Origin of the sequence: Pseudomonas morbosilactucae (genome assembly GCF_023241715.1) — a bacterium.
Classification (GTDB): domain Bacteria; phylum Pseudomonadota; class Gammaproteobacteria; order Pseudomonadales; family Pseudomonadaceae; genus Aquipseudomonas; species Aquipseudomonas morbosilactucae.
Window position 1 is genome coordinate 34,990 of sequence record NZ_JALQCW010000028.1, and the last position, 21,426, is coordinate 56,415.

Consider the following 21,426-nt stretch of genomic DNA (forward strand, 5'->3'; position numbering starts at 1 on the left):
AGGCTGCGCACATGTTTCAGGCCGATGGGTTAACCGGCGGTGTCTGCCATACGTTGCCACAACGCGTAATACACCTGCCCGGATTTTTGCTCACGATGCAGGCGCCAGGTCCCGGGCAGGCCCAGGGTAGAGGGCGCGGTTTCGCTTTCGGTATAAATCCAGGCGTTGTCAGCCAGCCAGCCACGCTCTTCCAGCAGGGCGCAGGCGGCAGGCAGCAGGTTCTGGTTGAACGGCGGGTCGAGGAAGGCCAGGTCGAACGGTGTTGCCGGCTGGCTTTCCAGGTAGCGCAGGGCGTCGGCGGTCTGCGCCTGGCCCACGGTGCAACGCAGGGTGCCCAGGTGCTCGCGCAGGCTGGAGATCGCGACGTTGCTGCTGTCCAGGGCCAGGCCCGAGGCGGCGCCGCGGGACAGGGCTTCAAGGAACACCGCGCCGCTGCCGGCGAACAGATCGATGATCTTGGCCCCGGCTACATAAGGCGCCAGCCAGTTGAACAGGGTTTCCCGCACCCGGTCCGGGGTGGGGCGCAGGCCCGGCAGGTCGGGGAAGCTCAGCTTACGGCTGCGCCATTCGCCGCCGATGATGCGCAGGTTGCCCACACCGTTGTGCTGGTTGTGAACGGGTTTCTTGCTGGGATGCGGTGAACGGGCCATCAATGCTCCGGAACCCCGAGCGTTGCTCGGCGGGTTTATCAGTAGGGGCCGGCAACGGCTTTTGTGCAACGGTAGGGCCGGCCGTGACGATGACCATCTTGTCGACGCTCAGGTGTTTGTTCTGCGCGGTCGTGACCTGTTCCACCGTGAGCGCCTGGGATTGGCGCATGAAGTCTTCGAGGTAGCTCAGCGGCAGGTTGTAGAAGCCCATGGCGCCCAGTTGCCCGACGATGTCGGCGTTGCTGGCGGTGGACAGCGGGAAGCTGCCGGCCAGTTCGCGCTTGGCGTCGTCCAGTTCTTTCTGGGTCGGGCCGGTCTTGAGGTAGTCGGCGAGGACGTCCTGCACCAGTTTCAGGGTGCCTTCGCTCATCTCGGCGCGGGTTTGCAGGTTGATCATGAACGGGCCGCGGGCCTGCATCGGGGTGAAGCCCGAGTAGACGCCGTAGGTCAGGCCGCGTTTTTCCCGGACTTCGCTCATCAGGCGGGTGCCGAAGCCACCGCCGCCGAGGATCTGGTTACCCAGGGACACGGCCGCGTAGTCCGGGTCGTCACGGTCGATGCCCAGTTGCGCCAGCATCAGGCTGGTCTGGCTGGATGGGAACTCGATATGACCGATGCTCGCCTTGGGTTCGCTGGGCTGGGCGATCTTCGCCAGGGCCGGGCCCTTGGGCAGGGCAGCCGATACCTGGGCGGCGACGGCTTCAGCGTCGCTGCGGGACAGGTCGCCAACCAGGGCGATCACCACGTTGCCAGCGGCGTAGGCCTTGGCGTGGAATGCACGCAGTTGGTCGAGGCTGATGCCCGGAACACTTTTCGCGGTGCCATCGCTGGCATGGGCGTAAGGGTGATCGCCGTACAGGCGCTTCATCAGCTCCAGGCTGGCCAGCTTGCCGGGGTTCTGCTTCTGGTATTCGAAACCGGCGAGCATCTGGTTCTTGATCCGCGCCAGGGAGTCGGCAGGGAAGGTCGGTTTGCCCACGACTTCGGCGAACAGCTTCAGGGCCGGCTCGCGCTTATCCACCGCGCTCAAGCTGCGCAGGGAGGCCACGGCCATGTCTTTATAGGCACCGTTGCCGAAGTCCGCGCCCAGGCCTTCAAAGCCCTGGGCGATGGCGCCGACGTCTTTGCCGGCCACACCTTCGTTGAGCATGGCGTTGGTCAGCAGGGCCAGGCCCTGGGCGTTGCCATCCTGGCTGCTGCCGGCGGAGAAGATCAGGCGCAGGTCGAACATCGGCAGTTCGCGGGCTTCGACGAACAGCACCTTGGCGCCTTCGGCGGTGTTCCAGGTCTGCACATTCAGGTTGCGATGGCTGGGCGCCTTGCCGTCCAGTTCGGCCAGGGATTGCAGCTTCTGGCTGCTCTTGGCCTGGTCCAGGGCCTGGCTGGCCTTGGACTCGCTGGAGCGCAACAGGTACAGGCCGGCGGCAATGATCAGGGCCAGCAGCGCCAGGCCGAGCAGGATCGGGGATGCAGTCTTGCGCTTATTCATGAGCGGACTCCTCAGGCAATACATGGGCCACGCTCAGGCGTTCGCGGGTGAAATAGGTCCGGGCAGCTTTCTGGATGTCTTCCGGGGTCACGCTCTGCAGTTCTGCCAGTTCGGTGTCCATCAGCTTCCAGGACAGGCCGACGGTTTCCAGTTGGCCGATGGAGCTGGCCTGGCTGGTGATGGAGTCACGTTCGAAAACCAGGCCGGCGATGACCTGGGCGCGCACGCGTTCCAGCTCCTCGGCGCTCGGCGGGGTGGTTTTCAACTGCTCCAGCATGCGCCACAGGCCGGCTTCTGCCTGGGCGATGGTTTTTTTCTTCTGGCTGTTGGGGGTGGCCGAGAGCATGAACAGGCTGTCGCCCCGGGTGTAGGTGTCATAGCGTGTGGAACCGCCGGACAGCAGCTCTTCGCCGCGCTCCAGTTGGGTCGGAATGCGCGCGCTGTAGCCGCCGTCGAGCAGAGCCGAGGCCAGGCGCAGGGCGTTGACCGAGCGCTTGTCTTCGGCGGTGGCGATGCTTGGCACGTTGAAGGCCAGCATCAGGCTCGGCAGTTGGGTTTTCACGTGCAGGGTGATCTGGCGCTCGCCGGGTTCGGCCAGTTCCATGGGGATCTTCGCAGCGGGCACATCACGCTTGGGAATCGGGCCGAAGTAACGCTGGGCCAGGGTTTTCACCTCGTCCGGGGTGACGTCGCCGACCACCACCAGGGTGGCGTTGTTCGGCACGTACCAGGACTGGTACCAGTGGCGCAGCTCCTCGACTTTCATGCGATTGAGGTCGGCCATCCAGCCGATGGTCGGCGTGTGGTAGCCGCTGGCCGGGTAAGCCATGGCCTTGAAGCGCTCGTAGGCCTTGGACATCGGCTTGTCATCGGTGCGCAGGCGACGTTCTTCCTTGATGACTTCGATTTCGCGGGCGAACTCGTCGGCCGGCAGGCGCAAGCTGGCCATGCGATCGGCTTCCAGCTCGAAGGCGACGCCCAGGCGGTCGCGGGCCAGTACTTGGTAGTAGGCGGTGAAATCGTCGCTGGTGAAGGCGTTTTCTTCGGCGCCCAGGTCCCGCAGGATCAGCGAGGCTTCGCCGGGGCCGACCTTTTCGCTGCCTTTGAACATCATGTGTTCCAGGGCATGGGACAAACCAGTCTGGCCCGGGGTTTCGTAGCTGGAGCCGACCTTGTACCAGACCTGGGAGACCACAACCGGCGCGCGATGGTCTTCGCGCACGACCACTTTGAGGCCGTTATCCAGGGTGAATTCATGCGTGGGTTGGGGGGCGGCAGCCAAAGCTGAAAGGGGCAGACAAACTGTGCTGAGCAGCAGGCCTGCAGCGCGGCGGGCTAGAGCATTCATTCGTTTTTAAACCTGTTGGGCTGCCCGCTTGGTCTTAGCGTCGGCGGGCGAGGAGGTGCTAGGATACTGATCCGTTTTGGCGGCGGCCACGCCTATCGGGCCTTTGTGCCGGGTCAGGTTGTATGGGTTTGCTGCGGAAGGTCGGTTTTTATCAGCTAAACTTCGCTTTTTCGCCGATTTTGCCGTTCCAGTCCTGAGTGAAATCGATCTTTGAAGCGCCCGTTGGCACTTCAACAAAATGTTGCGCGTGAACAAGCTGGATTAAACGCAGTCTGTTCTGCATCGAATATTTATTTACCGAGGCGCCACCTTGGCGCATCGCTACCTTGAGATAGCCGTCCTCCATGTTTGGTTCCAACGACGACAAGAAGACCCCAGCTGCGGCTGGCGAGAAGAAAGGCCTGTTCGGATGGCTGCGTAAGAAACCGCAGGAAACCGTCGTCGAACAGCCGCAAGTCCCTTCCGAGGCCGCTCCGGCGCCCGTTGCCGAACAACCCCCCATCGCCGAAACGCCGGCTCCGGTGGTCCTGCCGCTTGCGGAGCCGGTGCTGCAGCCCCGTGTCGAGGCCGAACCTGAGCCGGTCCCAGCTGCCGAGTTGCCCCTGACCCCGCCGCCCGAGCACGAGCCCTGGCTGACCTTGCCGGTGGCGGAAGAGCCGGTGGCCTTGGTGGAAGACACCCAGGCCGAACACGTCGCCCCGCCTATTCCGGTGCTGGACGTTATCCCCGAGCCGGTGGCTGAGGTGGTTGTGACTACACCGGCGCCAGTGGTCGAGGCCGAGGCTCCGCTAGCCCCCGTATTCGTTGCCCCTGAGCCTGTTGCTCCTGCTCCTGCTCCTGCTCCTGCTCCTGCTCCTGTAGCCGAGCCGGTGGCGCTTGTGGAGCCCGAGCCTGTGGTCGAGCCTGTTCGCACCGCCGAAGAAGGCAAGGTCGGTTTCTTCGCTCGCCTCAAGCAGGGCCTGTCCAAGACCAGCGCCAGCATTGGCGAAGGCATGGCCAGCCTGTTCCTGGGCAAGAAAACCATCGACGACGAGCTGCTGGAAGACCTGGAAACCCGTCTGCTGACCGCCGACGTTGGGGTTGAAGCCACGTCGGTGATCATCCAGAACCTGACCCAGAAGGTGGCGCGCAAGCAGCTCACCGATTCCGACGCGCTGTACGCCTCGTTGCAGGCCGAACTCACCGGCATGCTCAAGCCTGTGGAGCAGCCGCTGCAGATCGTGGCCCAGAACAAGCCGTTCGTGATCCTGGTGGTGGGCGTCAACGGCGCCGGCAAGACCACCACCATCGGCAAGCTGGCGAAGAAGCTGCAACTGGAAGGCAAGAAAGTCATGCTGGCCGCGGGTGACACCTTCCGTGCGGCGGCGGTGGAGCAGCTCCAGGTCTGGGGCGAGCGCAACAAGATCCCGGTGATTGCCCAACACACCGGTGCGGACTCGGCTTCGGTGATCTTCGACGCCGTGCAGGCTGCCAAGGCCCGCGGCATCGACGTGCTGATCGCCGACACCGCCGGTCGCCTGCACACCAAAGACAATTTGATGGAAGAACTGAAGAAGGTGCGCCGGGTGATCGGCAAGCTCGACGCCGACGCGCCTCACGAGGTGCTGTTGGTGCTGGACGCCGGTACCGGTCAGAACGCCATCAACCAGGCCAAGCAGTTCAACCAGACGGTGCAGCTCACCGGTTTGGCCCTGACCAAGCTCGACGGCACCGCCAAAGGCGGGGTGATCTTCGCCCTGGCCAAGCAATTTGGCCTGCCGATCCGTTATATCGGTGTTGGCGAAGGCATCGATGATCTGCGTACCTTTGAAGCCGAACCCTTTGTCCAGGCACTGTTTGCCGAGCGGGAGCGTTCATGATTCGTTTCGAACAGGTCGGTAAACGCTATCCGAACGGTCACGTCGGCTTGCATGAGCTGAGCTTTCGAGTCCGTCGCGGCGAGTTTCTGTTTGTCACCGGGCACTCCGGTGCCGGTAAAAGTACCTTGCTGCGCCTGCTGCTAGCCATGGAGCGCCCCACCAGCGGCAAGTTGTTGCTGGCCGGGCAGGACCTGGGGCAGATCAGCAACGCGCAGATTCCTTTTCTGCGTCGGCAGATCGGTGTGGTGTTCCAGAACCACCAGCTGTTGTTCGATCGCACCGTGTTCAACAACGTCGCCTTGCCGCTGCAAATCCTCGGCCTGTCCAAGGCGGAAATCGCCAAACGTGTGGATTCGGCCCTGGAGCGCGTGGCGCTGTCGGACAAGACCGATCTGTTCCCGGGGGACCTCTCCACCGGCCAGCAGCAGCGTGTCGGTATCGCCCGCGCCATCGTCCATCGCCCGGCCTTGCTGCTGGCGGATGAACCCACGGGTAACCTCGACCCGCGCCTGGCGGCGGAAATCATGGGGGTGTTCGAAGACATCAATCGCCTGGGCACCAGCGTATTGATCGCCAGCCACGACCTGGCGCTGATCGCGCGCATGCGCCATCGCATGCTGACCCTGCAACGCGGTCGCTTGATCGGCGATGGGGAGGCCGGCGTATGAGTGCCACTCGCACCCCTAAAGTGGCTGAGCGCGTAGCGCCCAAAGCCTCCGACCCGCAACCGTCGAAGAAAAAACACGACGAAGACGACGGCCCGGATTTCGGCACCTTGTTGCGTGCCTGGATTGAAAGCCATCGCGCCAGCTTGCTGGACAGCCTGCGGCGCCTGGGCAAGCAGCCGATCGGCAGCTTCTTTACCTGCCTGGTGATGGCCGTGGCCCTGAGTTTGCCCATGGGTCTGTCGCTGTTGCTGAACAACGTCGAGCGCCTGGGCGGTTCCTGGCAGCGGGCGGCGCAGATTTCCCTGTACCTTGAGCTGGATGCCAGCGCCACCGAGGGCGAGCAGCTCAGTCAGCAGATCAAAGGCCTGCCGGGTGTGGCGGATGCCGAGTTCATCAGCAAGGACATGGCCCTGCAGGAATTCCAGCAGCAGTCCGGCCTGGGCGAGGCCTTGCGCGAGCTGCCGCACAACCCGCTGCCGGGCGTGGTGCTGGTGACCCCGGATGAAGTCGACAAGCCAACCCTGGAAGCCTTGCGTCAGCGCCTGGCGGATATGCCCAAGGTGCAACTGGCGCAGCTGGACCTGGTCTGGGTCGAGCGGCTGGCGGCGATCCTCAAGCTGGGAGACCGTTTTGTCTTCGGCCTGACGGTGCTGTTGGTGTCTGCATTACTTTTGGTGATAGGCAATACCATTCGTCTTCATATTGAAAACCGCCGCATCGAGATAGAAGTGATTAAACTCGTCGGCGGTACAGACAGCTATGTGCGGCGTCCCTTCCTTTATATGGGGGCGTTGTACGGCTTCGGTGCCGGGCTTCTGTCCTGGGGCGTCCTGGCGTTCGGCCTCAACTGGCTGAACGATGCGGTCGTCGGGCTGGCCGGTTTGTACGGCAGTGATTTCGCCCTCGCGGGTGTGCCGGTCGCAGATGGTCTGTCGCTCTTGCTAGGCGCGGTGCTGTTGGGTTATATCGGTGCGTGGATTGCGGTGGCCCGTCACCTGAGGGAACTGGCACCGAAGTAATGTCTTTTTGCTTGTATTGACCTTTCAGCATTTATGGGAACTTGTTCTGCGGTTCCCGGTCAATTTTCGCAGTGCTGAACTGCACGAGTTATGTGAGTCGGAGGTTTTTTCGTATGACCACTTCTTTGCAACCTGCTTATGCCTTGGTTCCAGGCGCAAACCTGGAAGCCTACGTGCACACGGTGAACAGCATTCCATTGCTGACCCCTGAGCAGGAGCGTGAACTGGCCGAGAGTCTCTACTATGAGCAGGATCTTGAGGCGGCTCGGCAGATGGTGCTCGCCCACCTGCGTTTTGTTGTACATATCGCCCGTAGCTATTCCGGCTACGGTTTGGCCCAGGCTGACCTGATTCAGGAAGGCAACGTTGGCCTGATGAAAGCCGTGAAGCGCTTCAACCCGGAAATGGGTGTGCGCTTGGTGTCCTTTGCTGTGCACTGGATCAAGGCGGAAATCCACGAGTTCATCCTGCGTAACTGGCGCATCGTGAAAGTGGCGACCACCAAGGCCCAGCGCAAACTGTTCTTCAACCTGCGCAGCCAGAAGAAACGCCTGGCCTGGTTGAACAACGAAGAAGTCCACCGCGTGGCCGAAAGCCTCGGTGTTGAGCCGCGTGAAGTGCGCGAGATGGAAAGTCGCCTGACCGGCCAGGACATGGCCTTCGACCCCGCTGCGGAAGCGGACGACGACAGCGCCTTCCAATCGCCGGCCAACTACCTGGAAGACCACCGTTACGACCCGGCGCGCCAACTGGAAGATGCCGACTGGACCGACAACTCTACCAGCAACTTGCACGAAGCCCTGGAAGTGCTGGACGACCGCAGCCGCGACATCCTCTATCAGCGCTGGCTGGCGGAAGAGAAAGCCACGCTGCACGACCTGGCACAGAAGTACAACGTGTCGGCCGAGCGGATTCGCCAGCTTGAGAAAAGCGCGATGAACAAGCTGAAGCTATCGATTGCCGCGTAAGCCGCAACGCGTAAAAAAAACGCCCCGATCATTGATCGGGGCGTTTTTGTTTCCGGCCCACGCTGTGACCTTGTGGGAGCGGGCTTACCAGCGATAGCGCCAACAGATTCAAGGCCAACCTCAAGGGCTTTATCGCCGACAAGCCGGCTCCTGCGGTTAGTTGGTCCAGGGCGCTGTGCGTGAATCATTCAGCTTGCTGAGGTACTCGGCGCCGCCCAATTGGCTCATTTGCCGCCGAATCCAGCCTGCGCGCTGCAGGACATAGGTGCTGGGATGCCCGGCGCTCCAGACCCGCGGGTTAGGCAGCACCGCCGCCAGCAAGCTGGCCTGTTGGCGTGTCAGTGAGGCCGCGCTGACGCCAAAGTGGTGCCGTGCTGCCGCTTCGGCGCCAAACACGCCTTCATCCCACTCCACACTGTTGAGGTAAACCTCAAGAATCCGCTGCTTGGGCCAGAAGATTTCGATCAGCCCGGTAAACCAGGCTTCAAGGCCCTTGCGCAGCCAACTGCGCCCCGACCACAGGAATAGGTTTTTCGACACTTGCTGGCTCAGGGTGCTGGCGCCGCGGATCGAGCCGCCGCGCTCGTTGTGGGCAAGGGCTGCCTGGATGGCGTCGATATCGAAGCCCCAGTGCTCGGGAAACTTCTGGTCCTCACCGGCGATCACCGCCACCTTGATGTTGTCGGAAATCTCATCCCAGGGTTTCCAGGTGCGTTGCAGGTCAATGGGCTCGCCATCGAACCACGACTCGACCTTGCGCTCGACCATCAGCGCCGTGCCCGGAGGCGGCACCACGCGAAACACCAGGACCAGCAAGATGCTGCCCGCTACAAACCAGAGCAGGGCTTTAGTGAGGCGACGAAAGAGTAAACGCAGCATAGAGATGGCTTGGCCGAACCCGTGGAAGCGGGCCATTATACAGACCCTGCCCGATGATTCTGACTGGAGTTCCCCATGTTGCGTGGCTTCTTGATGCTGGCCGCCTTTTTCGGCTTTACCGGTGTCGCCCTCGGCGCATTTGCCGCCCACGGCCTGAAGAGTCGGCTCAGCGCCGAGTACCTGGCGATTTTCCACACCGGCGTCACCTATCAGCTCGTGCACACCCTGGCCCTGTTCGGCGTAGCCCTGCTGGCCACCCATATCCCCGGGCGCCTGGTGACCTGGGCCGGGGTGTCGTTCGTGATCGGTATCCTGCTGTTCTCCGGCAGCCTGTACCTGCTGACCCTGACCGGCATCAGCAAGCTGGGCATCGTCACCCCGTTTGGCGGCCTGGCCTTCCTGCTTGGCTGGTTCTTCCTGGGCCTTGCCGCCTGGCGCCTACAGCTCGCCGCCTGACGCTTGTAGCTGACCTTTGGGTCACGATCGGGCTAGAATGCTGGCCCCTAAAAATGATGGCGGCCTCGAGCATGCGCATTCAGTTGAACGGTGAATCCTTTGAACTCCCTGACGGCGAGACCGTTGCGGGCCTGCTGACCCGCCTGGAACTGACCGGGCGGCGGATCGCGGTAGAGCTCAACCTGGATATCGTTCCGCGCAGCCAGCACGGCGAAACCCTCCTTAAAGAGGGTGACCAAATCGAAGTGGTCCACGCCATCGGCGGCGGCTAGCCCCTTGGGCCCAGGCCCCGCATAGCGCAAGAATTCTGCAAGAACCTCACCCCAACAGAGGATTTCCGATGAGCAATGTTCGTAGCGACAAGCCCTTCGTCCTGGCCGGTCGTACCTACCAGTCACGTTTGCTGGTAGGCACCGGCAAGTACCGCGATATGGAAGAAACCCGCCTGGCCATCGAAGCCTCGGGTGCCGAGATCGTGACCGTGGCCGTGCGCCGCACCAACATCGGTCAAAACCCGGGTGAGCCGAACCTGCTGGATATCCTGCCGCCGGATCGCTACACCATCCTGCCCAACACCGCCGGCTGCTATGACGCCGTGGAAGCTGTGCGCACCTGCCGCCTGGCCCGCGAGCTGCTGGACGGCCACAACCTGGTCAAGCTGGAAGTGCTGGCCGACCAGAAGACCCTGTTCCCCAACGTCCTGGAAACCCTCAAGGCCGCCGAAGTGCTGGTCAAGGAAGGTTTCGACGTGATGGTGTACACCAGCGATGACCCGATCATCGCTCGCCAACTGGCGGAAATGGGCTGCATCGCGGTCATGCCGCTGGCGGGCCTGATCGGCACGGGCCTGGGGATCTGCAACCCTTACAACCTGCAGATCATCCTCGAAGAAGCCAAGGTCCCGGTGCTGGTGGATGCCGGTGTCGGTACCGCCTCCGACGCCACCATCGCCATGGAACTGGGATGTGAAGCGGTGCTGATGAACTCCGCCATCGCCCACGCCCAGCAGCCGATTTTGATGGCCGAAGCCATGAAACATGCGATTGTCGCGGGCCGCCTGGCGTACCTCGCCGGCCGCATGCCGAAAAAACTCTATGCCAGCGCCTCTTCGCCGCTGGATGGTCTGATCAAGTAAGAGCCATTGATGACTGAATCAAACGACACGCCTATCCAGCCGGAAGCCGGCGACGAGCGCCAGCACCGCCGCATAAAGAGTTTTGTGATGCGTGCCGGGCGCATGACCGAAGGCCAGCAAAAAGGCCTGGAGCAGGGCGCGCCACTGTTCGTGCTGCCCCTGGCCGACGCGCCGGTGGATTTCGACCAGGTGTTCGGCCGTTCGGCCCCGCGCTCCCTGGAAATCGGCTTCGGCATGGGCCACTCGCTGCTGGAAATGGCTGCGGCGGCGCCGGAGCAGGACTTTATTGGCGTGGAAGTTCACCGCCCGGGTGTCGGCGCGCTGCTCAATGGCGTGCTGACCCAGGGCCTGAGCAACCTGCGGGTCTATGATTGCGACGCCATTGAAGTGCTCAACCGTTGCATCGCGGACAACAGCCTGGATCGCTTGATGCTGTTTTTCCCCGACCCTTGGCACAAGAGCCGTCATCACAAGCGTCGCATCGTCCAGGCTTCCTTCGCCGAGCTGGTGCGCAGCAAGCTCAAGGTCGGCGGCATTCTGCACATGGCTACCGACTGGGAGCCCTACGCCGAATACATGCTGGAAGTGATGAACGTGGCCCCGGGTTACCGTAACCTGGCCGAGGACGGCAAATGCGTGCCGCGCCCGACCGAACGCCCGATCACCAAGTTTGAGCGTCGCGGCGAACGCCTGGGCCACGGCGTGTGGGACCTGAAGTTCGAAAAGCTGGCTTAACGAGCCAGCCCCTGTAGGCGCCGGCTTGCCGGCGAAGGGGCCCGTGAGGACGCCTTCGCCAGCAAGCAAGCTGGCCCCTACAACGTGCTGATAAAGCTCACCGGCACCTGGTCGGTCAGCCACACCCCATTCTCTGCCTGATAGAACTTGAAGCCCTGGGCCTGCATGGCCTGCGCATCGATCTGCAGCAGCACCACCTTGCCGTAACGCTGGCCCACGGCCTTGGCGGTTTCGATCTCCTGGGACAGGTGCACGTGATGCCGTGAACCCGGAATCAGCCCCTGCTCATTGATCGAATCCATAAAACGGCTGGCCGTGCCGTGGTAGAGAATGGCCGGTGGCTGTTTTTCGTCCAATTGCAGCTGCACGCTGTTACTGGAGTGGCCTTGCACTGCGCGGATGCGCTGGCCGTCGGCCGAAAGCGCAAAGCGCTTCTTGTCGTTGCTCTCCACCACTTGTTCGATCAACGCCCGAGTCAGTGCCCGACCGTCTTGCGCCGCGCCGCCGATCAGCGCGTCGATATCGCCCCAGCCCTCACTGTCCAGTTCCAGGCCAATGGCCTGGGGTTCATGGCGCAGCACGTAGCTGAGGAACTTGCTGGTGTCGTCGATGATTTTCTTGCTCATGCTCATCCTTGATAGCGGGTATCCCCGCTCACGTCCCCGCGCCGCCTTAGGAGGCGGCTTGCCGGCGATCAAACTCTGACGAATCAGCGACGATCCGCCACCACGCCAATCAGCACCAACACCACCAGCAACACCGGTGCCAGGCTGTAGTTGTTGAACTGGCTCAGGCCACGAACGATCCACGGGGTGGCGTAGATCAGTGCCAGGCCGCTGCCGATCATGCACAGCAGGGCCATCAGAGGTACCCGCAGGGCGCCGGCGACGCCGCCCAGGCGTTGCTCGACCCAGCCTTTGATATCAGCGCCGAACAGCACCAGCAGGCAGCCCACCAGGGCCAGGGAAATTTCCGAAAGGTTGCTGCGGCTCCAGCGAGACACGGTGGCGAGCAGATCGAGTACCAAATCCATTCGATTTCCTTAGATCAGAAAGTGTTGCAGCAGGTCATTGAGGAAGAGTTGGCCACGGGCCGTAGCCGCCAGGCGTGACGGTTCGACCTGCAACAAGCCACTTTGTTCGGCATCGCGACGGGCTTCGCCCAGGCTGTCCAGGGACAGGCCGGTGCGCTCGGCGAACAGTGCCGCATCGACGCCATCGGTCAGGCGCAGGGCGTTCATCAGGAACTCGAACGGCAGCTCTTCATTGGCCAGGGCTTTTTCCCCGGCTTTGAAGGTTTTGGCCGGGTTCAGGTAATCCTTGGGCAGGCGGGTTTTCCACGTGCGCACGATGCGCCCGTCCGGATGGCTGAGCTTGCCGTGGGCGCCGGCACCGATGCCGATGAAATCGCCGAAGCTCCAGTAGTTGAGGTTGTGCCGCGCTGCTCGCCCAGGCTGGGCATAGGCCGAGACTTCATACTGGGCGTAGCCGTGCTCAGCCAACAGCGCCTGGCCGGCTTCCTGGATGTCCCACAGGGTGTCGTCTTCCGGCAGCACCGGCGGCTGGTTCCAGAACACCGTGTTGGGTTCCAGGGTCAGTTGGTACCAGGACAGATGGGTCGGGCGCATGGCGATGGCCTGGCGCAGGTCGTCGAGGGCGTCTTCCAGGGACTGGTCGGGCAGGCCGTGCATCAGGTCCAGGTTGAAGTTGTCGAAGCCGGCCTGGCGCGCCATGTCGGCAGCGCGGATCGCTTCGGCACCGTTGTGGATCCGGCCCAGGGCCTTGAGCTTCTGCTCCTGGAAGCTCTGGATGCCGATCGACAGGCGGTTGATGCCCAGGGCGCGGTAAGCGGTGAATTTTTCTTGCTCGAAGGTCCCGGGGTTGGCTTCCAGGGTGATCTCGATGTCGCTGGCAAACGCAATGCGTTGCTCCACCCCTTCCAGCAGGCGACCCAGGGCCGCCGCACTGAACAGGCTGGGCGTGCCGCCACCGAAGAAGATCGAACTCAGCTCACGGCCGTAGACCGCGTGCAGGTCCTGGTCGAGGTCGGCCAGCAGCGCGTCGATGTACGCTTCTTCCGGCAGCTCGGGGCTGGCGGTGTGGGAGTTGAAATCGCAGTAAGGGCATTTGCGTACACACCACGGAATATGGATGTACAGCGCCAGGGGCGGTAGTTGGGGCAGGGCCGCTCGAGGGGTGGGTGCGCTGCCGTGAATCAGCGGCGGCGCAGAGGCGTCTTTGGTCATTGCAGACCCAGGCGTTGACGCAGGATAGCCATGGCGCGGGCACGGTGGCTGATCTGGTTCTTGTCGCCGGGGCTCAGCTCGGCGCTGGAGCAATCACGCTCCGGAACCCAGAACAACGGGTCGTAGCCAAAGCCGTGCTCGCCGCTGGCGGCGTGGAGGATACGCCCGTGCCACAGACCTTCGCAGAGGATCGGCAGTGGGTCGTCGGCATGCCGAACCAAAGCCAGCACGCAGACGAACTGGGCGCCGCGCTCGGCATCCGGCACTTCTTTCAGGGCCTCCAGCAACTTGGCGTTGTTCGCCGCATCGCCCTGGCCATCGGCATAACGCGCGGAATAGATGCCCGGCGCGCCACCGAGGAAGTCCACCGCCAGGCCCGAATCATCCGCCAGGGCCGGCAGGCCGGAAATCCGCGAGGCGTTGCGGGCCTTGAGGATTGCGTTCTCGACGAACGACAGGCCGGTCTCTTCCGGTTCAACCTGACTGAACTCACCGATCGAGCGCAATTGCACCGAGGCGCCGAGCATGGCCTGGAGTTCTTTGAGTTTGCCGGCGTTATGGCTGGCCAGTACGAGTTGGGTGAGGTTCATCATTCGCCTGGGAAAAGCTCTTGGTTGAAACTGAAGCTGTGGGTATCGCCGCCAGTTTGCACATTGATGGTAAAGGTTCGGGTTTCCTGCTGTTCCACCGGGAACTGGGCGATGTAATAGATCGCGCCCTGCTCGGTGACCTGCTTGAAGTTCAGGGGCAGGCTCTTGCTGGTCAGGTCCTTGATGGTGCCGCTGACCTGGGCGATGGCCGGGGTGCCTGCCTTGATCACCGAGACATTGATCACGCCCTGGTTCTTGCTGCGAATCAACTCGGCAGCCTTGGCGACGTCCGGTTGCAAGTAGGTGGAGTTGAAGGTGTTGTAGTGCACGGTGATGTCACCGAACACTTCCTTGCGCTCGCCCTTGATCGCATCGGCAGCGAGCGCCGACATGCTCAGGCAGGCTGCCAATAGAAAAGTCACCAAGCGACCCATGGTCGTTCTCCTCATGCAAAAGGGGGGTTATACCGCGACCTTGTGTTCTTGCAGGCCGGGGCTGCTTACCCGGTAGATACCGATCTCACCTAACAGGTTAGGCCATAGCTTACTGGCCCACCCGTGCCGGTGTTGTTGATCGACGGCAAGTCGGTCGAGCACCCGGGCTTCGCGTCCACGGCACAGGGCTTCGAAATCCTCGAAGGTGCAGAAGTGGATGTTCGGCGTGTTGTACCAGGTGTACGGGAGGAACTCCGACACCGGCATGCGGCCCTTGCTGGCCAGGTACCAGCGGCAGCGCCAGTGACCGAAGTTGGGGAAGGTGATGATGCACTGGCGGCCGACCCGGAGCATTTCGTCGAGGATCCGGTCCGGGTAGTGCACGGCTTGCAGGGCCTGGGTCATGACCACGATGTCGAAGCTGTTGCTGGCAAAGTTGCCCAGGCCCTTGTCCAGGTCCTGCTCGATCACGTTGATGCCCTTGGCCACGCAATCGGCGATGTTGTCCGGGTCGTTTTCCAGGCCGTAGCCGGTGACTTGCTTGTGCTCCTGCAGCCAGCTCAGCAGCTCGCCGTTACCGCAGCCCAGGTCGAGGACGCGGCTGCCGGCGGGGATCCATTCCTGGATGATTTCCAGATCGGCTCTCATCGTGTCCTCACAGGGTTATGCGGTTCATGTAGTGACTAAAGGCCTGCAGGTAACGCGGGATCGGAATCAGGAAGGCATCGTGCCCCTGGGGCGCGTCGATCTCCAGGTAGCAGACATCCTTGCGTGCGGCCATCAGCGCGTCCACCAGCTCCCGGGAGCGGGCCGGGGAGAAGCGCCAGTCGGTGGTGAAGGACATCACGCAGAACTTGGCGGTGGCGTCGGCGAAGGTTTTCGCCAGGTCATCGTTGCAGTTGGCCGCCGGGTCGAAGTAATCCAGGGCCTTGGTCATCAGCAGGTAGGTGTTGGCGTCGAAACGCCCGGAGAACTCTTCACCCTGATAACGCAGGTAGCTTTCCACCTGGAACTCGACACTGTGGAAGTCGTAGTTGAGCTTCTCGCTCTTCAGGCCACGGCCGAATTTTTCGCCCATGGAGTCATCGGACAGGTAGGTGATGTGCCCGACCATGCGCGCGAGCATCAGCCCGCGTTTGGGGATCACGCCTTGTTCCTGGAACGAACCGCCGTGGAACTCGGGGTCTGTCAGGATCGCCTGGCGCGCCACTTCGTTGAAGGCAATGTTCTGCGCCGAGAGTTTGGGGGCCGAGGCGATGGCCAGGCAATGGCGTACCCGGTCCGGGTAGGTGATGGTCCATTGCAGGGCCTGCATGCCGCCGAGGCTGCCGCCGATCACGGCTGCCCATTGGCCGATACCCAGGCGATCCGCCAGGCGTGCCTGGCTGTGCACCCAGTCTTCCACGGTCAGCACCGGGAAGTCGGCGCCAAAGGGCTTGCCGGTTTCCGGGTTGAGGCTGCTGGGTCCGGTGGAGCCGTTGCAGCCGCCGAGGTTGTTCAGACTGACCACAAAGAATTTGCGGGTATCGATGGGCTTGCCAGGGCCGATGCAGCTGTCCCACCAACCGGGCTTGCGGTCGTCGACGCTGTGGTAGCCGGCGGCGTGGTGATGGCCGGAGAGGGCATGGCAAATCAGCACGGCATTGCTCGCCGTGGCGTTGAGCTGGCCGTAGGTTTCGTAGATCAGATCGTAGGCTGGCAGCGCACGGCCGCAGGCCAGGGCCAGGGGCTCGCTGAAATGGGCTATTTGCGGTGTGACCAGACCAACAGAATCGGGGGGGAAGGCAGTTGGCATCGACCCTGCTCTCATTCAAATGAGGCGTAAGTCTAAAGACCACTGCCCCCAGCGGCAAGCAAAGCCCGGGCCGGCGTTTTATTGTCCAAAACGACGGGGATCATCTAGGAGCCGGCTTGCCGGCGAAGGGCCTTCGGATAGGGCGGCAATCTGGGCGACACCCTCGCTGGCAAGCCAGCTTCTACAGGTGCGGAGTGGCGTGGTGAGTATCAGGTGGGGCGTGTCAGGCCTGGCAGGTCCGGGAGTTTTTTCGGCGCTTGCAAGCGCACGCGCTTTTGCCGGTTCAACTCGCCACTGACCAGGCTGACATTGCTCTTGGGGATACCGAAGGCCTTGGCCAGGAACGCCATCAGGTGCGCGTTGGCCTTGCCTTCCACCGGGGGCGCGGTCAGGCGGATCTTCAGGCGTTCCCCATGCAGGCCAGCGAACTCGTCGCTGCTGGCCTTGGGTTGCAGGTGACAATCGAGCAGCAGATCGTCACCGTCCCAGCGGAAATAACTCATGGGTCGGCGTCAGATCAGCAGACGGAGGATTTCCGGCATCATGGTCATCGCCGCGAGGTTGTTGATCACCAGCATGTCCAGCAGCTTGAGCACCATGAACGCCAGGATCGGCGAGATATCCAGGCCGCCCATGCTCGGCAGGATGCGCCGGAACGGCGCCAGGGCCGGTTCGCAGATCTGGTTCACCAGTTCGGCGCCAGGGTTGTGGCTGCCGGGGGCGACCCAGGACAGGATCACGCTGATGATCAGGGCGAAGAAGAAAATCTTCAGGAACAGCGCGGTCACACCGATCAGCGACCAGACCAGCAACTGCAGCGGATTGCCGGTGGTGCCGTAGGTCAGCAGCAGGGTCAGTGCCATCAGTGCCAGTTGCACCAGGATCGCCAGGACCAGGGACGACATATCCAGGCCGAATACACTGGGAATGATCCGACGCATTGGCTTGAGCAGCGGTTGAGTGGCGCGCACGGCGAACTGGCACAGCGGGTTGTAGAAGTTGGCGCGGACCAGTTGCAGCACAAAACGCAGCAGCACGATCAGCAGGTACAGGCTGCCCAGGGTTTGCAGCACGTACACCGCCGCAGTATTCAATCCAATCATCATCGGCTCCTTTATTGGCCCAGTTGTTCGGCCATTTCGGCCGAGCGGTGCGCGGCGGCACCCAATGCTTTTTCCACCAGGGCTTCGAAACCATTGGCCTGGAACGACTTGATCGCCGCTTCGGTGGTGCCGGCGGGCGAGGTCACGCGGCGGCGCAGTTCGGCGGCGTCCACATCACTGGATACGGCCATGTGCGCGGCGCCCAGGGCGGTTTGCAGGGTCAGTTGGGCTGCGGTTTCCCGAGGCAGGCCGAGTTTCTCGCCAGCGGCGGTCATGGCTTCGATCAGCAGGAAGAAGTACGCCGGGCCGCTGCCGGAGACGGCGGTCACCGCATCCAGTTGTTGCTCCTGCTCCAGCCACAGGGCGATGCCCACGGCAGACAGCAAGTCTTCGGCCTGTTGCCGCTGGTGGGCACTGACCTCTTCGGTGGCGTACAGGCCGCTGACGCCCTGGCGCAGCAGCGCCGGGGTGTTGGGCATGCAGCGCACAATCGGTTGGTCGCCGAGCCAGTTGCGCATGCTGGCGCAGGTGATGCCGGCGGCGATGGACACCACCAACTGGTTGCCTTGCAGGTGCGGGCGCAGGTCCTGGCACACGGCTTTCATGGCCTGGGGCTTGACGGCCAGGACAATAACGTCCACGCCGAGGATGGCCTCGGCGTTGTCGGCAAACACGTCAATGCCGTGTTCGGCCTGGACCTTGGCGCGGGTTTCGGCGCCCGGGTCGCTGGCGCGGATCTGCGCCGCGTCCAGCCCTTTGGCCCGCAGGCCGCCGATCAAGCTGGCAGCCATGTTGCCAGCGCCGATAAAGGCGATACGAGTCTTGCTCATGACAGATCCTTATTAATAGAAGAGCCAGCCACGTCAGGGCTGGCCGTAGTCACGGGCGCCAAACAGCGCGGTACCGATCCGCACCCAGGTGGCGCCCTGGGCGATGGCCGCTTCGAGGTCGTGGCTCATGCCCATGGACAGTGTGTCGAGTGGCAGGTTGAGGCTGTCTTGCAGGTGCTTGTTCAAGGCACCGACGGCAGCAAAGGCGGCGTCCTGGGCGGCGCGATCTTCAGTCGGCTCGGGAATCGCCATCAGCCCGCGCAGCTTCAGGCGCGGCAAGGCGCTGATGGCGCTGGCCAGGGCAGGCAGGTCGGCAGGGGTGCAGCCGGACTTGCTGGCTTCACCACTGACGTTGACCTGAATACAGATGTTCAACGGCGGCAGCTCGGCTGGCCGTTGCTCGGACAAGCGTTGGGCAATCTTCAGGCGGTCCACGGAATGCACCCAGTCGAAATGTTCGGCAATAGAACGCGTCTTGTTCGACTGAATGGGGCCGATGAAGTGCCAGATCAAGGGCAGGTCGCTCAACTCCTGCTGTTTGCCCAGGGCTTCCTGCAGGTAGTTCTCACCGAAGTCGCGAAGCCCGGCGGCGTAAGCCTCACGCAGGGCTTGCGAGGGTTTGGTCTTGCTCACCGCCAGCAGTTGCACGCTGTCTTCAGCGCGCTGTGCGGCCAGGCTCGCGGCACGGATGCGTGCGCCGACCAGGGCAATGTTGTCTGCTATCGTGGACATTCGATCTGCGCCAGCGGGTTTGAGGTTGGCGGCATTCTACTGGAATTGCGGAACACTATGGACATCACTGAGCTGTTGCTCCTGAGCGCTGCCCGGGGCGCCTCCGACCTGCATCTGTCCGCCGGGCTGGCACCCATGGTGCGCATCGATGGCGACATCCAGCCCCTCGACTGGCCGGTGCTGCAGCGACCCCAGGTACTGGCGCTGATTCACAGCCTGATGAGCGAGGCCCAGCGCCGGGAGTTCGAGGCCGTACAGGACCTCGACTTCGCTTATGAGTTGGCCGCCGTGGGGCGCTTTCGGGTCAATGCGTTCCAGCATCAGCGCGGCGCCGGTGCGGTGTTGCGCAGCATCCCTTCGCGGGTGCCGAACCTGGATCAACTAGGCCTGGGGCAAGTGTTTCGGCAGATTGCCGAAGTGCCTCGCGGGCTGGTGCTGGTCACCGGGCCCACTGGGTCGGGCAAATCCACCACCCTGGCGGCGATGATCGATCACCTGAACCAGACTCGGCGGCAACACATCCTCACCATCGAAGACCCCATCGAATTCATCCACCCGCCCAAGGGTTGCCTGGTGAACCAGCGCGAGGTGCACCGTGATACCCAGAGCTTTGCCACCGCCCTGCGCTCGGCCCTGCGGGAAGACCCGGATGTGATCCTGGTGGGGGAGTTGCGGGACCTGGAAACCATCCGCCTGGCCCTGACGGCCGCCGAAACCGGGCACGTGGTATTGGCCACCCTGCACACCAGTTCGGCGGCGAAAACCATCGACCGGCTGGTGGATGTGTTCGCCGGTGATGAGCAAGCCATGGTGCGGTCGATGCTGGCGGAGTCGTTGCAGGCGGTGATTGCCCAGGTCTTGCTGAAGAAGGTTGGGGGTGGGCGCGTGGCGGCCCACGAGATCATGCTGGGCAGCCCGGCCATTCGTAACCTGATCCGTGAGGACAAGGTGGCGCAGATGTACTCGGCGATTCAAACCAGCGGCCTGCTGGGCATGCGGACCCTGGACATGAGCTTGAAGGAGCTGCTGGGCAAAGGCTTGATCAGTCGCGAGCAGGCCCGTGAACAGGCGCGGGTGCCGGAGAGTTTCTGAAGGGGGAAGAGAAGGGGCAAGCTTATCGCGGGTCGCCCGGCTCCGTGGGAGCTGGCGTACCGGCGATAGAGGCTTGAGGGGCGCCGCGTGTTAGCGCTGAACGACCCGCAGGGGTTCCTGTTCTTTCGGCAACACGCGCTTGGCCACCACGTAATGGCTCTGCCAGTAGGGCTTTTTCAGGGTGTCGATGGTCACGGCCTTGCCGCGGCGCGGGGCATGGATGAAGCGGTCGTTGCCCAGGTAGATGGCCACGTGGTTGACCTTGCGGCTCTTGATGTTGAAGAACAGCAGGTCGCCCGGCTTCAGGTCCTTACGCTCGACTTTCTGCCCGTGGCCGCTGGCCATGGCGCTGGACGATCGTGGAAGGTCGATGGTGGCGACATCGTTGAAGGCGTATTTCACCAGGCCGCTGCAATCGAAGCCTTTGCTTGGGCTGCTACCGCCCCAACGGTAAGGTGTACCCAGCACGTTCACCGCACGGCTCAATACCGTGGTGCTCGGGCGGGCGCCTTTCTGCGGCAGGCTGACGGCGTCGACCTTGCTCAGGTGGGTAGGGCGTTTGACGGACTGTTTGGTGTTTTTGGCGGTGACCGGCGAAACATGGGATTTCGGGGTATAGCCATTAACATTGGGAAGTCGTTGCTCACGGTTGGTGGCGTGGGCGGCCAGTGGCATTAATAGGCAAATGGTTAGCCATGTCTTGAAAAATGGACGCATTAGGCAGGGCTCTTTTGGGTTAGCGCGCAACTTTATAACAGCTTTTCGGTCACTTCCGAGGCCGTTGGTCGATTCAACCTGGGGGTCAACTCCGGCAAAGCAGCGGCAATTTGACGCCTATCTTCGTCAGAACTCAGGCGGCATAAGGCTTTCACGGCGCAGAAGGTAACATTTTCCACGTGCCGGCCGCCCGTAAAAAAGTCACAAAGAAATTAAGAATATTTATCTATCACGCTCAAAGGGGTCGTTGATGAATAGCTATCGGCAGGACGGTTCGGGGTCCGACACGCACAGCAAAGTGATCGGTTACCTGTTGTGGATTTTCGGTTTTACCGGGGCGCACCGTTTTTATTACGGCAAGCCGGTGACCGGGACGATCTGGTTTTTTACCTTGGGGTTGTTGGGCATCGGTTGGCTGATCGACCTGTTCCTGATCCCGGCCATGGATCGCGAGGCAGACCTGCGCTTTACCGCGGGCCCAATCGAATACAGCGTTGCCTGGATACTGTTGACCTTTCTCGGGGTCTTTGGCGTGCATCGCATGTACCAGGGCAAGTGGCTCAGCGGCTTGCTCTACCTGGTAACGGGTGGGTTCTTGTTTCTGGGGGTGTTGTACGACTTCTGGACCCTGAACGACCAGGTGTCGGTGGAAAACGCCAAACGCCGTTAACGGCGCAAGCCG

At 62.6% G+C, this 21,426-nt stretch carries 26 protein-coding genes and 1 pseudogene; 10 read left to right on the plus strand and 17 right to left on the minus strand.

What is annotated here, in order from left to right; translation table 11 throughout:
• Nucleotides 1-29 precede the first annotated feature (29 nt).
• The 4 genes and pseudogenes from rsmD to M1B34_RS12700 all read right to left on the minus strand — a co-directional run bounded on the left by rsmD (nucleotide 30) and on the right by M1B34_RS12700 (nucleotide 3,833).
• Nucleotides 30-650, minus strand: coding sequence for a 16S rRNA (guanine(966)-N(2))-methyltransferase RsmD (rsmD, locus tag M1B34_RS12685; protein ID WP_123327648.1), 621 nt, complete (start codon nucleotides 648-650; stop codon nucleotides 30-32).
• Nucleotides 650-2,139: pseudogene (locus M1B34_RS12690) on the minus strand (M16 family metallopeptidase). Before M1B34_RS12690 ends, rsmD begins: the two are co-directional and overlap by 1 nt.
• Nucleotides 2,132-3,487 (minus strand): M16 family metallopeptidase, encoded by a 1,356-nt coding sequence (locus M1B34_RS12695; RefSeq protein ID WP_268265320.1) that lies wholly within the window; start codon nucleotides 3,485-3,487, stop codon nucleotides 2,132-2,134. Before M1B34_RS12695 ends, M1B34_RS12690 begins: the two are co-directional and overlap by 8 nt.
• Before the next feature lie 151 nt (nucleotides 3,488-3,638).
• Entirely contained in the window at nucleotides 3,639-3,833 is a 195-nt protein-coding gene (locus M1B34_RS12700; RefSeq protein WP_123327645.1) for a hypothetical protein, read from the minus strand.
• Between M1B34_RS12700 and ftsY the strand changes: the two genes are divergently transcribed.
• From ftsY to rpoH, 4 genes are all read left to right on the plus strand, one after another.
• Nucleotides 3,832-5,346: a signal recognition particle-docking protein FtsY gene (gene ftsY, locus M1B34_RS12705; protein WP_268265321.1), complete on the plus strand. Its 1,515-nt coding sequence runs from the start codon at nucleotides 3,832-3,834 to the stop codon at nucleotides 5,344-5,346. The two genes, M1B34_RS12700 and ftsY, sit on opposite strands and share 2 nt — an antisense overlap.
• Nucleotides 5,343-6,014: a cell division ATP-binding protein FtsE gene (gene ftsE / locus M1B34_RS12710; RefSeq protein ID WP_123327643.1), complete on the plus strand. Its 672-nt coding sequence runs from the start codon at nucleotides 5,343-5,345 to the stop codon at nucleotides 6,012-6,014. Before ftsY ends, ftsE begins: the two co-directional genes overlap by 4 nt.
• Nucleotides 6,011-7,033, plus strand: a complete 1,023-nt coding sequence (gene ftsX, locus M1B34_RS12715) for a permease-like cell division protein FtsX (RefSeq protein WP_123327642.1) — start codon at nucleotides 6,011-6,013, stop codon at nucleotides 7,031-7,033. Before ftsE ends, ftsX begins: the two co-directional genes overlap by 4 nt.
• 113 nt (nucleotides 7,034-7,146) lie before the next feature.
• On the plus strand, nucleotides 7,147-8,001 hold the full coding sequence (gene rpoH / locus M1B34_RS12720; protein WP_123327641.1) for an RNA polymerase sigma factor RpoH: 855 nt from the start codon (nucleotides 7,147-7,149) through the stop codon (nucleotides 7,999-8,001).
• A 156-nt stretch (nucleotides 8,002-8,157) separates the two neighbouring features.
• On the opposite strand, the gene mtgA is transcribed toward rpoH, so the two are convergent.
• Complete coding sequence (gene mtgA / locus M1B34_RS12725) at nucleotides 8,158-8,880, minus strand: monofunctional biosynthetic peptidoglycan transglycosylase (protein WP_123328116.1); 723 nt, start codon at nucleotides 8,878-8,880, stop codon at nucleotides 8,158-8,160.
• A 75-nt stretch (nucleotides 8,881-8,955) separates the two neighbouring features.
• On the opposite strand from mtgA, the gene M1B34_RS12730 reads away from it, so the two are divergent.
• The 4 genes from M1B34_RS12730 to trmB all read left to right on the plus strand — a co-directional run bounded on the left by M1B34_RS12730 (nucleotide 8,956) and on the right by trmB (nucleotide 11,206).
• Nucleotides 8,956-9,336, plus strand: a complete 381-nt coding sequence (locus M1B34_RS12730; RefSeq protein ID WP_123327640.1) for a DUF423 domain-containing protein — start codon at nucleotides 8,956-8,958, stop codon at nucleotides 9,334-9,336.
• Nucleotides 9,337-9,407: 71 nt separating this feature from the next.
• Nucleotides 9,408-9,608, plus strand: coding sequence for a sulfur carrier protein ThiS (gene thiS / locus M1B34_RS12735; RefSeq protein WP_185039009.1), 201 nt, complete (start codon nucleotides 9,408-9,410; stop codon nucleotides 9,606-9,608).
• 68 nt (nucleotides 9,609-9,676) lie between these two features.
• Nucleotides 9,677-10,471, plus strand: coding sequence for a thiazole synthase (locus M1B34_RS12740; RefSeq protein ID WP_078473523.1), 795 nt, complete (start codon nucleotides 9,677-9,679; stop codon nucleotides 10,469-10,471).
• Nucleotides 10,472-10,480: 9 nt separating this feature from the next.
• Nucleotides 10,481-11,206, plus strand: coding sequence for a tRNA (guanosine(46)-N7)-methyltransferase TrmB (gene trmB, locus M1B34_RS12745; RefSeq protein WP_123327639.1), 726 nt, complete (start codon nucleotides 10,481-10,483; stop codon nucleotides 11,204-11,206).
• 77 nt (nucleotides 11,207-11,283) lie between these two features.
• On the opposite strand, the gene M1B34_RS12750 is transcribed toward trmB, so the two are convergent.
• The 11 genes from M1B34_RS12750 to M1B34_RS12800 all read right to left on the minus strand — a co-directional run bounded on the left by M1B34_RS12750 (nucleotide 11,284) and on the right by M1B34_RS12800 (nucleotide 18,935).
• Nucleotides 11,284-11,832 (minus strand): RNA 2'-phosphotransferase, encoded by a 549-nt coding sequence (locus M1B34_RS12750; protein WP_123327638.1) that lies wholly within the window; start codon nucleotides 11,830-11,832, stop codon nucleotides 11,284-11,286.
• Between the two features lie 83 nt (nucleotides 11,833-11,915).
• A complete protein-coding gene (locus tag M1B34_RS12755; protein ID WP_123327637.1) occupies nucleotides 11,916-12,239 on the minus strand; it encodes a DUF3392 domain-containing protein in 324 nt (107 codons plus the stop codon).
• A gap of 9 nt (nucleotides 12,240-12,248) precedes the next feature.
• The gene (gene hemW / locus M1B34_RS12760; RefSeq protein ID WP_268265322.1) at nucleotides 12,249-13,451 is read right to left on the minus strand and encodes a radical SAM family heme chaperone HemW; all 1,203 of its coding nucleotides are present in this window, start codon (nucleotides 13,449-13,451) and stop codon (nucleotides 12,249-12,251) included.
• Nucleotides 13,448-14,044 (minus strand): RdgB/HAM1 family non-canonical purine NTP pyrophosphatase, encoded by a 597-nt coding sequence (gene rdgB, locus M1B34_RS12765; protein WP_185039006.1) that lies wholly within the window; start codon nucleotides 14,042-14,044, stop codon nucleotides 13,448-13,450. Before rdgB ends, hemW begins: the two co-directional genes overlap by 4 nt.
• A complete protein-coding gene (locus tag M1B34_RS12770; protein ID WP_268265323.1) occupies nucleotides 14,041-14,475 on the minus strand; it encodes a DUF4426 domain-containing protein in 435 nt (144 codons plus the stop codon). The genes rdgB and M1B34_RS12770 overlap by 4 nt, the downstream gene beginning before the upstream one ends.
• A gap of 27 nt (nucleotides 14,476-14,502) precedes the next feature.
• Nucleotides 14,503-15,123: a methionine biosynthesis protein MetW gene (gene metW, locus M1B34_RS12775; RefSeq protein ID WP_268265324.1), complete on the minus strand. Its 621-nt coding sequence runs from the start codon at nucleotides 15,121-15,123 to the stop codon at nucleotides 14,503-14,505.
• Nucleotides 15,124-15,130: 7 nt separating this feature from the next.
• Complete coding sequence (gene metX / locus M1B34_RS12780) at nucleotides 15,131-16,270, minus strand: homoserine O-succinyltransferase MetX (RefSeq protein ID WP_268262726.1); 1,140 nt, start codon at nucleotides 16,268-16,270, stop codon at nucleotides 15,131-15,133.
• A 209-nt stretch (nucleotides 16,271-16,479) separates the two neighbouring features.
• Nucleotides 16,480-16,773, minus strand: coding sequence for a DUF167 domain-containing protein (locus M1B34_RS12785; RefSeq protein WP_268262727.1), 294 nt, complete (start codon nucleotides 16,771-16,773; stop codon nucleotides 16,480-16,482).
• A gap of 9 nt (nucleotides 16,774-16,782) precedes the next feature.
• Nucleotides 16,783-17,373 carry a YggT family protein gene (locus M1B34_RS12790; RefSeq protein ID WP_123327630.1) on the minus strand — a complete coding sequence of 197 codons (591 nt, stop codon included), beginning with the start codon at nucleotides 17,371-17,373 and terminating at the stop codon, nucleotides 16,783-16,785.
• Between the two features lie 11 nt (nucleotides 17,374-17,384).
• Nucleotides 17,385-18,203, minus strand: a complete 819-nt coding sequence (gene proC / locus M1B34_RS12795; RefSeq protein WP_268265325.1) for a pyrroline-5-carboxylate reductase — start codon at nucleotides 18,201-18,203, stop codon at nucleotides 17,385-17,387.
• Between the two features lie 33 nt (nucleotides 18,204-18,236).
• Complete coding sequence (locus M1B34_RS12800) at nucleotides 18,237-18,935, minus strand: YggS family pyridoxal phosphate-dependent enzyme (RefSeq protein WP_123327628.1); 699 nt, start codon at nucleotides 18,933-18,935, stop codon at nucleotides 18,237-18,239.
• A gap of 57 nt (nucleotides 18,936-18,992) precedes the next feature.
• On the opposite strand from M1B34_RS12800, the gene M1B34_RS12805 reads away from it, so the two are divergent.
• Nucleotides 18,993-20,027: a type IV pilus twitching motility protein PilT gene (locus tag M1B34_RS12805; protein WP_268265326.1), complete on the plus strand. Its 1,035-nt coding sequence runs from the start codon at nucleotides 18,993-18,995 to the stop codon at nucleotides 20,025-20,027.
• A 90-nt stretch (nucleotides 20,028-20,117) separates the two neighbouring features.
• Here the strand turns inward: M1B34_RS12805 and M1B34_RS12810 are convergent, their stop codons facing one another.
• Nucleotides 20,118-20,744 carry a C40 family peptidase gene (locus tag M1B34_RS12810; protein WP_123327626.1) on the minus strand — a complete coding sequence of 209 codons (627 nt, stop codon included), beginning with the start codon at nucleotides 20,742-20,744 and terminating at the stop codon, nucleotides 20,118-20,120.
• Nucleotides 20,745-20,994: 250 nt separating this feature from the next.
• On the opposite strand from M1B34_RS12810, the gene M1B34_RS12815 reads away from it, so the two are divergent.
• Nucleotides 20,995-21,414: an NINE protein gene (locus M1B34_RS12815; protein ID WP_123327625.1), complete on the plus strand. Its 420-nt coding sequence runs from the start codon at nucleotides 20,995-20,997 to the stop codon at nucleotides 21,412-21,414.
• The last annotated feature ends 12 nt before the right edge of the window (nucleotides 21,415-21,426 follow it).

Excerpts from the sequence above, each read along its gene's own strand:
- rsmD (WP_123327648.1), bottom strand. The coding sequence starts at position 650 with ATGGCCCGTTCACCGCATCCCAGCAAGAAACCCGTTCACAACCAGCAC.
- M1B34_RS12695 (WP_268265320.1), bottom strand. The coding sequence starts at position 3,487 with ATGAATGCTCTAGCCCGCCGCGCTGCAGGCCTGCTGCTCAGCACAGTT.
- ftsY (WP_268265321.1), top strand. The coding sequence starts at position 3,832 with ATGTTTGGTTCCAACGACGACAAGAAGACCCCAGCTGCGGCTGGCGAG.
- M1B34_RS12700 (WP_123327645.1), bottom strand. The coding sequence starts at position 3,833 with ATGGAGGACGGCTATCTCAAGGTAGCGATGCGCCAAGGTGGCGCCTCG.
- ftsE (WP_123327643.1), top strand. The coding sequence starts at position 5,343 with ATGATTCGTTTCGAACAGGTCGGTAAACGCTATCCGAACGGTCACGTC.
- ftsX (WP_123327642.1), top strand. The coding sequence starts at position 6,011 with ATGAGTGCCACTCGCACCCCTAAAGTGGCTGAGCGCGTAGCGCCCAAA.
- rpoH (WP_123327641.1), top strand. The coding sequence starts at position 7,147 with ATGACCACTTCTTTGCAACCTGCTTATGCCTTGGTTCCAGGCGCAAAC.
- mtgA (WP_123328116.1), bottom strand. The coding sequence starts at position 8,880 with ATGCTGCGTTTACTCTTTCGTCGCCTCACTAAAGCCCTGCTCTGGTTT.
- M1B34_RS12730 (WP_123327640.1), top strand. The coding sequence starts at position 8,956 with ATGTTGCGTGGCTTCTTGATGCTGGCCGCCTTTTTCGGCTTTACCGGT.
- thiS (WP_185039009.1), top strand. The coding sequence starts at position 9,408 with ATGCGCATTCAGTTGAACGGTGAATCCTTTGAACTCCCTGACGGCGAG.
- M1B34_RS12740 (WP_078473523.1), top strand. The coding sequence starts at position 9,677 with ATGAGCAATGTTCGTAGCGACAAGCCCTTCGTCCTGGCCGGTCGTACC.
- trmB (WP_123327639.1), top strand. The coding sequence starts at position 10,481 with ATGACTGAATCAAACGACACGCCTATCCAGCCGGAAGCCGGCGACGAG.
- M1B34_RS12750 (WP_123327638.1), bottom strand. The coding sequence starts at position 11,832 with ATGAGCAAGAAAATCATCGACGACACCAGCAAGTTCCTCAGCTACGTG.
- M1B34_RS12755 (WP_123327637.1), bottom strand. The coding sequence starts at position 12,239 with ATGGATTTGGTACTCGATCTGCTCGCCACCGTGTCTCGCTGGAGCCGC.
- hemW (WP_268265322.1), bottom strand. The coding sequence starts at position 13,451 with ATGACCAAAGACGCCTCTGCGCCGCCGCTGATTCACGGCAGCGCACCC.
- rdgB (WP_185039006.1), bottom strand. The coding sequence starts at position 14,044 with ATGATGAACCTCACCCAACTCGTACTGGCCAGCCATAACGCCGGCAAA.
- M1B34_RS12770 (WP_268265323.1), bottom strand. The coding sequence starts at position 14,475 with ATGGGTCGCTTGGTGACTTTTCTATTGGCAGCCTGCCTGAGCATGTCG.
- metW (WP_268265324.1), bottom strand. The coding sequence starts at position 15,123 with ATGAGAGCCGATCTGGAAATCATCCAGGAATGGATCCCCGCCGGCAGC.
- metX (WP_268262726.1), bottom strand. The coding sequence starts at position 16,270 with ATGCCAACTGCCTTCCCCCCCGATTCTGTTGGTCTGGTCACACCGCAA.
- M1B34_RS12785 (WP_268262727.1), bottom strand. The coding sequence starts at position 16,773 with ATGAGTTATTTCCGCTGGGACGGTGACGATCTGCTGCTCGATTGTCAC.
- M1B34_RS12790 (WP_123327630.1), bottom strand. The coding sequence starts at position 17,373 with ATGATTGGATTGAATACTGCGGCGGTGTACGTGCTGCAAACCCTGGGC.
- proC (WP_268265325.1), bottom strand. The coding sequence starts at position 18,203 with ATGAGCAAGACTCGTATCGCCTTTATCGGCGCTGGCAACATGGCTGCC.
- M1B34_RS12800 (WP_123327628.1), bottom strand. The coding sequence starts at position 18,935 with ATGTCCACGATAGCAGACAACATTGCCCTGGTCGGCGCACGCATCCGT.
- M1B34_RS12805 (WP_268265326.1), top strand. The coding sequence starts at position 18,993 with ATGGACATCACTGAGCTGTTGCTCCTGAGCGCTGCCCGGGGCGCCTCC.
- M1B34_RS12810 (WP_123327626.1), bottom strand. The coding sequence starts at position 20,744 with ATGCGTCCATTTTTCAAGACATGGCTAACCATTTGCCTATTAATGCCA.
- M1B34_RS12815 (WP_123327625.1), top strand. The coding sequence starts at position 20,995 with ATGAATAGCTATCGGCAGGACGGTTCGGGGTCCGACACGCACAGCAAA.